Origin of the sequence: Achromobacter sp. UMC71 (genome assembly GCF_014170305.1) — a bacterium.
In the GTDB taxonomy this organism is placed as follows: Bacteria; Pseudomonadota; Gammaproteobacteria; order Burkholderiales; family Burkholderiaceae_B; genus Achromobacter.
Window position 1 is genome coordinate 18,500 of the sequence record NZ_LZZT01000033.1, and the last position, 10,602, is coordinate 29,101.

7 protein-coding genes are annotated in these 10,602 nt (G+C 65.3%); 2 read left to right on the forward strand and 5 right to left on the reverse strand.

The genetic code is table 11. The features are described 5' to 3' along the window. The first annotated feature begins 7 nt into the window (after nucleotides 1-7). Together A9974_RS16495 and A9974_RS16500 are read left to right on the forward strand one after the other, a co-directional pair. Nucleotides 8-1,468, forward strand: coding sequence for an ABC transporter permease subunit (locus A9974_RS16495; RefSeq protein ID WP_183005254.1), 1,461 nt, complete (start codon nucleotides 8-10; stop codon nucleotides 1,466-1,468). 56 nt (nucleotides 1,469-1,524) lie between these two features. Next, complete coding sequence (locus A9974_RS16500) at nucleotides 1,525-3,693, forward strand: TonB-dependent siderophore receptor (RefSeq protein WP_183005255.1); 2,169 nt, start codon at nucleotides 1,525-1,527, stop codon at nucleotides 3,691-3,693. Nucleotides 3,694-3,697: 4 nt separating this feature from the next. Here A9974_RS16500 and A9974_RS16505 read toward each other — a convergent pair whose 3' ends face one another. The 5 genes from A9974_RS16505 to A9974_RS16525 all read right to left on the reverse strand — a co-directional run bounded on the left by A9974_RS16505 (nucleotide 3,698) and on the right by A9974_RS16525 (nucleotide 10,305). Continuing rightward, entirely contained in the window at nucleotides 3,698-4,894 is a 1,197-nt protein-coding gene (locus tag A9974_RS16505; protein WP_183005256.1) for an MFS transporter, read from the reverse strand. A gap of 241 nt (nucleotides 4,895-5,135) precedes the next feature. Then, nucleotides 5,136-6,398: a type II toxin-antitoxin system HipA family toxin gene (locus A9974_RS16510; protein WP_183005257.1), complete on the reverse strand. Its 1,263-nt coding sequence runs from the start codon at nucleotides 6,396-6,398 to the stop codon at nucleotides 5,136-5,138. After that, the gene (locus tag A9974_RS16515; protein ID WP_183005258.1) at nucleotides 6,395-6,652 is read right to left on the reverse strand and encodes a type II toxin-antitoxin system Y4mF family antitoxin; all 258 of its coding nucleotides are present in this window, start codon (nucleotides 6,650-6,652) and stop codon (nucleotides 6,395-6,397) included. The genes A9974_RS16510 and A9974_RS16515 overlap by 4 nt, the downstream gene beginning before the upstream one ends. A 232-nt stretch (nucleotides 6,653-6,884) precedes the next feature. Then, nucleotides 6,885-8,783: a molecular chaperone HtpG gene (htpG, locus tag A9974_RS16520; protein ID WP_183005259.1), complete on the reverse strand. Its 1,899-nt coding sequence runs from the start codon at nucleotides 8,781-8,783 to the stop codon at nucleotides 6,885-6,887. A 121-nt stretch (nucleotides 8,784-8,904) separates the two neighbouring features. After that, nucleotides 8,905-10,305, reverse strand: coding sequence for a DKNYY domain-containing protein (locus tag A9974_RS16525; RefSeq protein WP_183005260.1), 1,401 nt, complete (start codon nucleotides 10,303-10,305; stop codon nucleotides 8,905-8,907). Between the last annotated feature and the right edge of the window lie 297 nt (nucleotides 10,306-10,602).

The window sequence follows — 10,602 nt, forward strand, 5'->3', positions numbered from 1 at the left end:
CACGCCGGTGCACGCCCGACAATCCCCCCGCTTCGCCCTGGTCCTGCGGCATGAACTGCGCCTGATGACCCGCGAGCGCGCCCTGTGGCTTTGCGGCGTGCTGTTCCTGCTGCTGGTGGCCTACGCGGTCTTCAATGGCCTGTGGCAGACGTCGCTGCGCGACGAGGCCCAGGCCGCGCTGACACGCGCCGATGGCCAGGCCCGCGCGCAGCAGCTGGCGCAGCTGAACCGCATCATGGACGGCCGCGAAAGCCCCACGCCCTTCGGCAACCCCGCCAGCCCCGCCAACATGGGCGGCGGCCTGGGCGCCCACTACGCCATCATGCCCAGCGTGACCCTGGCGCCCGTGGCGCTGGGCCAGACCGACCTGTTCCCCTCGCAGTTCAAGGTGACCTACCAGAGCAAGGTCAACTTCATCCACAACAACGACATCGAGAATCCCTGGCATCTGCTCAGCGGCCATTTCGACCTGGCGTTCGTGGTGGTCTATCTGCTGCCGCTGCTGATCTTTGCGCTGAGCTACAACCTGCTGTCGGGAGAAAAAGAAGACGGCACGCTTCGGTTGCTGCTGTCGCAGCCCCTGGCGTTGTTGACGCTGATCGCCGGCAAGATCGCGCTGCGCGCCGCCGTGCTGCTGGGCGCGGCGGTGTTGCTGCCGATGGCAGCCTTGCTACTGGTCCGCCCCCAGGCTTTGCAGGCCGCCGACGCCACACTGTGGTGGGCGCTGCTGGTGGGCGCCTACGCGCTGTTCTGGTTCGCCGCGGTGGTGGCGGTCAATGCCTTTGGCAGATCGTCGGCCGCCAACGCCATGATCCTGATGGTGGGATGGGTGTTGCTGGTGCTGGTGGCGCCGGTGCTGCTGAATTTGGCCGCCGCGGTCATCAGCCCCGCGCCGTCGCGCGCCGAACTGGCCACCCGCACCCGTGTCGCCACCGCGGTGGCCATGCGCGATAACGCCGCCCTGCTGTCCACCGACTACCAGCACATGGACCAGCCCGACGTGCTGGTTCCGCACAACGGCCGCCTGGAAATCACCGGCCGGCCCATGGGGCAGGCCCGCGTCGAGCGTCAGGTGGACGACACCATGCAACCCGAGCTGGACCGCTTCGACGCCCAGCTGGCCCGCCAGCAAACACTGGTGGCGCGCTACAGCGTGCTGTCGCCTGCGGCCGTGGCCTACGAGGGCATCACCGCCCTGGCCGGCACCGGCCAGCGCCGCCACGCGCATTTCATGAAACAGATCGACGCCTACCACCAGGCCTGGAAGGACTTTTTCCTGCCCCGTATCGAAGCCGGCCGCGCCATCGCCCCCGAGGACTTCGCGGCCATGCCGGTGTTCCGCTGGCAGGAAGAAGACCCCGGCATCGTACGCACCCAGGCCCTGCGGGCGCTGCTGCAGTTGCTGGCGCCCACGGTGCTGCTGCTGGCCCTGGCCGGCTGGCGCCTGCGCCGCTACCGGGTCGTCTAGCACCGGCCAACACCCAAGACACGCTGTACCCCCTTCAAGCCCAACGGGAAAGAGTCATGAGGAAAGTCGTATCCACCGCCGCCTTCGCGGCGTGCGCCGCCGTGCCCGGCGTCCAGGCACAGGAACCCGAGCTGCCCGCCATCCGCGTGGAAGCGGCCAGCGAGGCCGACGGCCTGAGGCTGGATTCGCGCAGCAGCACCGCGTCGCGCTTGGGCCTGACCCTGCGCGAAACCCCCGCGTCCGTCGAAATCCTGTCGCAGCAGACCCTGCGCGAGCGCGGCGCCAGCACGCTCAGCGATGCCCTGCGCGGCGCCACGGGCCTGGCCGGCGGCGGCCCGCCGTCCTCGCCCACCACGCTTTCTTCGCGCGGCTTCACCGACATCCTGTACCTGTACGACGGCCTGCGCATGTCCGGCGCCGGTTCGACCAACCGGGTCGAAGATACCTGGAACTACGAACGCATCGAAGTCCTGAAAGGCCCCGCGTCGGTGTTGCAGGGCGACAGCGCCATCGGCGGCATCGTCAACTTCCAGACCAAGCGCCCCGACCGCGACAACCCCAGCCGCGAGGCCATGTTCTCGTATGGCAGCTACGGCAGCACGCGCACCGGCATCGGCCTGGGCGACAACTTCGGCGAGACCGGCGCCTACCGCATCGACTACAGCCACAACGACTCGCGCGTTGGCACCATCGACCGCAATAGCAACAAACTGGACCACCTGACCACCGGCATCGCCTTCGACGTGGCGCCCGCCACCCGCCTGGACCTGTCGTTCGACTACTCGCGCGACACCGGCCATGCCTACTGGGGCACGCCGCTGGTGCCGCGCAGCGTGGCGCGCGACCCGACCGGCGTGGTCAGCACGCCCGACGGCCGCGTGCTGGACCGCAGCCTGGCCCGCAACAACTACAACGTGCTGGATGATCGCAACGAAGCCGAAGCCTACTGGCTGCGCGCCCGCGTCACGCATAAGCTGACGCCCGCCTGGACCCTGCGCAACGAATTCGCGATGAACAAGGTCGACCGCCTGTGGAAGAACTCGGAATCGGCGACCTACAGCGCACCCTCGTCGATCGACCGCGACCAGACCCTCATCACCCATCACCAGCGCTACCTGATCGACCGCTTCGATGCCACCCACAGCGGCACGATAGGCAGGCTGGCCAACAAGTTCGTGGTGGGCGGCGAACTCAGCAAGACCACCCTGGACAGCGAGCGGCGCTTCTCCAACCGCACGGCGTCCACGGCGGACGCACTGCGCGTGTCGCTGCGCAATCCCAATGTGGGGTATTACAACGACGACCCGGCGCTGATGAGCGGCCCCGGCAACCGCACCGACTTCACCACCGACGTGCGCGGCGCGGCGTTCTTCCTGGAAGACTCGCTCAAGCTTGCCGAGCCCTGGACCGTGGTGGCCGGCTACCGCTACGACCGCATCCGCGTCGAGCGCAGCGTGACCGACCTGAACGCCGGCAGCCGCAACGCATTCGGCACGCGCTATTCCGCCAGCTCGGCGCGCCTGGGCACCGTGTTCGACCTGACGCCGTCGTCGTCGGTGTACGCCCAGTACACCAACGCCACCATCCCCGTGGGTTCCCTGTTTCTGCTGTCGCAGGCCAACGCCTCGTATCCGCTGGCCAAGGGCCAGCAATGGGAAGCGGGCTTCAAGCAGACGCTGGACAACGTCGAATGGACCGCCGCGGTCTATCACATCAAACTGGAGAATGTGCTGTCGCGCGACCAGAATGATGCGCGCCTGACGGTCAACAACGGCCGCCAGTCGTCACGCGGCGTGGAGCTGTCGGCCGACTGGCGCGTCACGCCCCAGTTCACGCTGTCGGGCAACGTCGCCGTCCTGAACGCGCGCTTTGATTCCCTGACCGAGGCCGATGGCTCGTCACGCGTGGGCAACACCCCGCCCAACGTGCCCGAGCGCGTCGCCAACCTGTACGCCAACTACCGGCTGGCGGACCTGCCGATGAACCTGTTCGTCGGCCTGAACCACACCGGCAAGATCTACACCGACAACGCCAACCAGGTCCGCATCAACAGCCACACCACGGTCGACGCTGCCATCAGCTACCGCATCCGGCCCGCCCTCTTGACCTTCCGCGTGCGCAACCTGACGGACCGGCTGTATGCGTACTACGGCGGCCGCGCGACCAGCCAGGTGCTGCTTGCGCCTGGCCGGACGTATGAGCTGGGGGCTACGTTCGAGTTCTAACCGATCAGCAACCTTGCACCGCCAGCCGGCGACGCTGGTTGGCGGCGCGCTGCACCAGCACCAGGGCCAGGCCGGCCGTGGCGATGACCGCGCCGGCGATCGGCACGGCGGCATAGCCCATGCCCGCCGAGATCACCGCGCCGCCGGCCGCGGCGCCCACCGCGTTACCCAGGTTGAAGGCGCCCACGTTCACCGACGACGCCAGGCCCGGCGCATCCGTCGCGGCGCGCATCACGCCCATCTGCAACGGCGGCACCACCGCGAACGTCGCCACGCCGAAGATCAGCAGCGAAATGGCCGCGCCGACCGACGTCTGGCCGATCCACGGGAACGCCAGCAGGTCGATGATGACAATCACCAGGAACGTAATCAGCGTGCCGTCCAGCGACCGGTCGGCCATGCGGCCGCCCAGGCCGTTGCCCAGCGTGAAGCCCAGGCCGATCAGCACCAGCATGCCGGTAATGAAGGCGGGCGAGGCGCCGGTGATATCCGCCAGGGTCGGCGCAATGTAGGTGTACAGCGTGAACATGGCGCCCGCGCCCAGCACCGTGGTCAACAGCGCCAGCAGCACGACGGGGCTCTTCAGCACGGCCAGTTCATGGCGCACATTGGGACGGCGGCCCGCTTCACCGGAAGGCAGCGCGAACCACAGGGACAGCATGGCGACCAGGCCCAGCACGGCCGTGGCGGCAAACGACATGCGCCAGCCGATCACCTGGCCCAGCCATGTCGCGGCGGGTACACCGCCCACGTTGGCAATCGTCAGCCCCATGAACATGGTCGCGACCGCGCTCGCCTGCTTGTGGCGCGGCACCACGCTGGCCGCCACCAGCGACCCCAGGCCGAAGAACGCGCCGTGGTTCAGGCTGGTGACCAGACGCGCCAGCAGCAGCGTCGTGTAATTCGGGGACAGGGCAGACAGGATATTGCCGATCGTGAAGATGGCCATCAGCAGGATCAACGCCTTGCGCCGCGACCAGCGCGAAAACGCCAGCGTCATCAGCGGCGCGCCCACCATCACGCCGATGGCGTAGGCGCTGATCAACATGCCGGCGCTGGGGATAGACACCCCCACGCCGTCGGCAATCACGGGCAGCAAGCCCATGGGAGAAAATTCGGTCACACCGATGCCGAATGCGCCGACGGCCAGCGCCAGCAACGGCAAGCCGGACTTCACCGGCGGGGATTCATGGGTAGACATGCGGATTCCTTGGATGGATTGCGCCGACCGGACGGTTCAGGGGCGATCCAGCTAGACCAGCCGGCACCTAGGGAAAACCCGATCGGAAGACAGGCGCCCAGTATGCCGGGGATACCCTTGCGGAAAAAGCGACTAAACGGGGAAACACTTTTGACCTGGAGTCATGAATAGGGGTTTCCCATCCACCCGCGCAACGGCCATGGAACGTCCCTGGAGCGGCCCGGCCCGCAGCCTGACGCACCTAGCCGGACAGCCCCCACCGCTTGGCGTGCTTACAGGTATTGGCCCGAATCCATTGCCCCAAGCGATCGATCAGGGTGGTTTCCGTGCCTGCCATCGCTTGCCCGCGCAGCTCGGCCTGTACCGGTTCCAAAGCGGCGAGCAACGCATCGATCAGCGCCTGCGCCACCGTGATCACATAGCGAGGACTGAACCCCAGATCCCGAGCCATCGCCAGCAACTGCTCCTGGCCGATACTGCCCGGCTTGGTTTCGCCGCCGATCGCAAACGCAAAACTACGCGCCAGCCCGGGATACATCGCCGTGCACATCAGGTCATAGAACGGCGCCAGGCGGTACCGGCCGTCGGGCATCAGCAACACGGACAGGTTCTTGGCATGGCTGTCGTTATTGCCCACGCACAGATTGAACAGCACCCACTGCAAGAACCGTTTCAGGTCGGTTGGGCCCACAGCCATTCGAACCAGCAGATCGCGGCACTGTGCCAGGGACGGGCCGCCGTCGGCTTCGTACTTCACGTCAGACGGCTTGCCTGCCAACTGGCATAAATCCAGCTGATGCAGGCGCAACAAGCCGCCCTCGCCATCCGGCGCCCGGTCGTAGCGCCTGATCAAACAGGCCCGCGTATCGGGCTGAAAGGCAGCCTCGGAGACTCCCAGCGCCAAGCGCGCAGCCAATTGCATCACCAGCGTCTCGTTCAACGCCGATGCCCACACCGAATCGAAACCCCTGATATCCGGCTTGAGGATGTGCGAGGAAGGCGCCGCGCCCTCGGGTAGCGCGGGCGAGCCGTCGGGCATCACGGTCACCAGCAGCTTGTCCTGCGCCCCAGCCAGCGAAATGCGTGCGCCGTCGTCATTCTCGGCGGCCAGCGCCGGTATGGCCGTATCTTGCAGACGCGTAGCGATATCCCGCCACGTCATCACGCGATATCGCGCCGGTGCGGGGCGTTCGCCCCTCGGCAATATCGTTAAGCCGCTCGCCGTATCCCCGCCCACGCTACGCAGCAAGCCGAACACCGTGGTGGCGTGGCGGCTGACCTGCAGGAATCGACGGATGGGGCCTTCGGGCAGCAGGTTTTCAAAAAAGGCATGCACCGCGGCGCTCGTGTGCTCGCCATCGCGCAGAATCACCTCGGGCGATATCGCATGCGCATCCGGCCATTGCAACCACGCATCGTCGTAGATGAAACGCAACGGCCGCTCGTCGAACAAGCGGCCCACCCGGCGATCGGCCTGGTAGACATCCAGCACCTCGGCTGTCATGACCGGCCCACGCGCTTGGGCCGGATCAGCACTTCCAGGCCCAGCAGATCCAGCAGGTCCAGCACTTTCTGCAGCTGCAAGGTGGGTTTGCCGCGCTCCAGGTCGACCACGAAGCGGTTGCCGCTGCCCGACAGGCCGGCCAAGTCCGTTTGCAGCAAGCCTTGCTCGCGCCGCAAATTTCTCACCAACTCGCCCAAATCGGCGGCGGTGCGAATAGCGGCAGGGGCATCATTGGCAAGCGATGGCGCTGACATAAGGGACTCCAGAATTACCGTTCGGTAAGTTTAGACCGTTTTCATTGGGAAACATCAAAATTCTTCCCGCTCGGTAATTTTTCGGCAAAACATCGTAGATATCACAGAAAAATTACCGAGCGGGAAAATTTATGCCTCACCTCCATTTGCCACCGCATCGATCCCGCCCCATCGAGCAGCAACAAAAAGGGCGCCCCCAGGGCGCCCCTACACTGGCCTTGCCGCTCCCCGCTTACTTCAGCAGCAACGCATTCAAGCGCTTCACGAACGCCGCCGGGTCAGCGATCTGGGCGCCTTCGGCCAAGAGCGCCTGGTCGAGCAGCAGGCGGGCCCACTGGTCGAACTCGCCGTCGTCAGCCGCGCGGATGCGGGCCAGCAACGGGTGCTCGGGGTTGATTTCCAGCACCGGCTTCACGTTGGGCGCTTCCTGGCCGGCGGCCTTGAGCATGCGCAGCAGGTGCGGGCTGAGTTCGTTCTGGCCCACCACCACGCAGGCCGGTGAATCCACCAGGCGCAGCGTCACGCGCACTTCCTTGACCTGGTCTTCCAGCGTCTTTTGCAGGCGCTCGACCAGCGGCTTGAAGTCTTCGGCCACTTCGGCCTGGTGCTTCTTTTCTGCTTCGTCGGCCAGCTCCGCCAGGTCCAGGCCGCCCTTGGCCACCGACACCAGCGACTTGCCGTCGAATTCACGCAGGTACGACAGCATCCATTCGTCGACGCGGTCGGACAGCAGCAGCACTTCGATGCCCTTCTTGCGGAAGATTTCCAGGTGCGGGCTGTTGCTGGCCGCGGCGAACGTGTCCGCCGTGACGTAATAGATTTTGTCCTGGCCTTCCTTCATGCGCGCCACGTAGTCGGCGAACGACACGGTCTGCGCCTGGTCGCCGGTATGGGTCGACGCAAAACGCATCAGCTTGGCAATGCGTTCCAGGTTGGCGTGGTCTTCGCCCGCGCCTTCCTTGAGCACCTGGCCGAATTCCGACCAGAACGTGGCGTAGTCTTCCGGCTTGTTCTCGGCCAGGTCTTCCAGCAGCGACAGGATGCGCTTGGCCGAGCCCTCGCGGATGGCGCGCACGTCGCGGCTTTCCTGGAGGATTTCGCGCGACACGTTCAGCGGCAGGTCCGCCGAATCGATCACCCCGCGCACAAAGCGCAGGTACGACGGCAGCAACTGGTCGGCGTCGTCCATGATGAACACGCGCTTGACGTACAGCTTCACGCCGCGGCGGCCGTCGCGGTCCCACAGGTCCATCGGCGCGTGCTTGGGCACATACAGCAGCTGGGTGTATTCGCTGCGGCCTTCGACGCGGTTGTGGGTCCAGGCCAGCGGATCGTCGTAGTCATGCGAGACCGTCTTGTAGAACTCGCGGTACTGCTCGTCGGACACGTCGGCCTTGCTGCGGGCCCACAGCGCGTTGGCCTGGTTCACCGTTTCGAGCTCGTCCTTTTTGACCTGCTCGCCCTTCTCGGCGTCCCATTCTTCCTTGGCCATGCGGATCGGCAGCGAGATGTGGTCGGAATAGCGGCGCAGGATCTCGCGCAGCTTCCAGCCATTGAGCAGCTCGTCTTCGTCGGCGCGCAGGTGCAGCGTCACGTCGGTGCCGCGCGTGGCCTTTTCGGCCGCGGCGATGGTGAATTCACCCTGGCCGTCGGACTCCCAGCGGATGGCATCCGCCGAACCGGCGCGGCGGCTGACCACCGTGACCTTGTCCGCCACGATGAACGACGAATAGAAGCCCACGCCGAACTGGCCGATCAGCTGCGCGTCTTTCTGCTTGTCGCCGGTGAGCTGCGAGAAGAATTCGCGGGTGCCGGAACGCGCGATCGTGCCCAGGTTGGCCACGGCTTCTTCGCGTGACAGGCCGATGCCGTTATCGGAAATCGTGACCGTGCGGGCATCCTTGTCGTAGCTGACCGTGATGGCCAGCTCGCCGTCGCCTTCGAGCAGCGCCGGCTGGTCAATGGCCTCGAAGCGCAGCTTGTCGCAGGCGTCCGACGCGTTCGACACCAGCTCGCGCAGGAAGATTTCCTTGTTGCTGTACAGCGAATGGATCATCAGGTGCAGCAGTTGCTTCACCTCGGCCTGGAAGCCCAGGGTTTCGGACGGGGGCGACGCGGCGTTTTGGCTCATAGTTTTACGTGAAGGTCCAAGAAATTAGGGACAAAAGAAACCGGGTACCGGGACAATGCGCCCGCGCGGTTTCCGGGAAACCCTACTGTGATGGGGGTCAGGAGCAACTTTTCAAGACCGGTCAGAAAATGCCCCAGGACTTCCGGTAGCGGGTCTTGGCTTCCAATACCGCTTCGCCGTCGACTGCGGCCATCTTGCCGTCCCTGATCAGCTTGCGGATATCGTCCGCCCGGATCTGCAGGGTCTGCTGCGAGCGCAGCAGGAAATCGGCGGCGGCGGGGTCCAGGATTCGGTACATGGGGCTGAAAACCAGTTGGGACGAGCCCAGTTCGTCAAAATAATAAAGCGCGTCGCCATGCCGCCAGACCGAGCCGAAGCGGTGATACACATCGCCCAGCTTCTGCCATTGCCCCCCCGGCGCCAGTGCCATCCGGTAGACCAGCGTCGACCGCGATATCAGCCCGCCGCGGCTGCGCGTCTTGTACCAGGACTCATTGCCCTTCAGGAACAGCACCTGCTTGCCATCCGAGAATACGTACGGCGACAGCGCCGTAAACGATCCCGATGCAAAGGGATCGTCGCCGGCCCGCTCGACCTGCCGGGTCTGGCTGTTATAGAAATAGATGCCATCCCTGCCGGCGAACAAGGCCTGATTCACATGGCGGCCTTCATCGCTGAGCAAACGATAAGGCGCATGCGCGGCATCGAAAGCCTGCGCGCCCACGTACACCATGCCGTCGCGCGGGTCGGACAGATACCGCTGGCGATCCAGGCCCTCCAGCTGAAATGAATACAGCCTGGGATCGTCCGACAGCGGCAACAAGGTCTCGCGGAAATACACGTGACGGCCATCGGCAAAGAATTGATCGCCCGGCCGCGATTCGCCGCCCTGGATCGCGGCCACCCGCCGCAACGCCTCCGGATTGGCCTGCGGCATTTCCGTGCCCTCGTAGAACGCCCGCGCGCCGTCGGTGGCGAGTTCCCGGTCCAGCAACGGCCGGTAGGGCTGCGCGCTGGCCGGCAAGGCCCTGAAGGGATACAGATAGGTCTGTGGTTTCTCGCCTCGCCCCGCCTGGAACAATAGCTTTTGCCACACTTCCCGCAGGCCACCCAAGGCCTCATTCGGCCTGGAATAGAAGGCGCAGAAATACGTCATCGCGCCATCGGTGAAATAGCTATTGCCCAGAAACCGCGCCGACGCCGGCGCCATGCCCGGCAGGATCTGATTGCCGCAATACACATGGCGGCTATCGCGGCCCGCCTGGCGGCCATCGTACGTGCGGGTTTCAAACGCCTCGAAACTCGCCGGGTCCGCCGCATCCATCCGGTAATACCCATTGCTGGGCACCGCCGCGTAGATGGCGCCCTGATACCGCTTGTAGATACTGCTGCGGTAGGACTCGCCCTTGTCGACAGCGGCAAAGTCGTCGTTGCTGTCCATCGCCAGAAACAGCAGGCTCATCGGCAAACCGGCAATCAGCAAGGCGCAAACGATCGCGATCCATCTCGTGCGTTTCTGCATGGTTTTCGGCCGGGAAGGCCCGGTGCGAAGGTCGGGTTGATGGCCGGAAATTCTATCAAGCCGATCCGCCCCGGATTATCCCGCCGTTGATCGCCCAGGGCGCTTGGCCGCCTTCCCCGCTAAAAACCATGCAGAAACGCACGAGATGGATCGCGATCGTTTGCGCCTTGCTGATTGCCGGTTTGCCGATGAGCCTGCTGTTTCTGGCGATGGACAGCAACGACGACTTTGCCGCTGTCGACAAGGGCGAGTCCTACCGCAGCAGTATCTACAAGCGGTATCAGGGCGCCATCTACG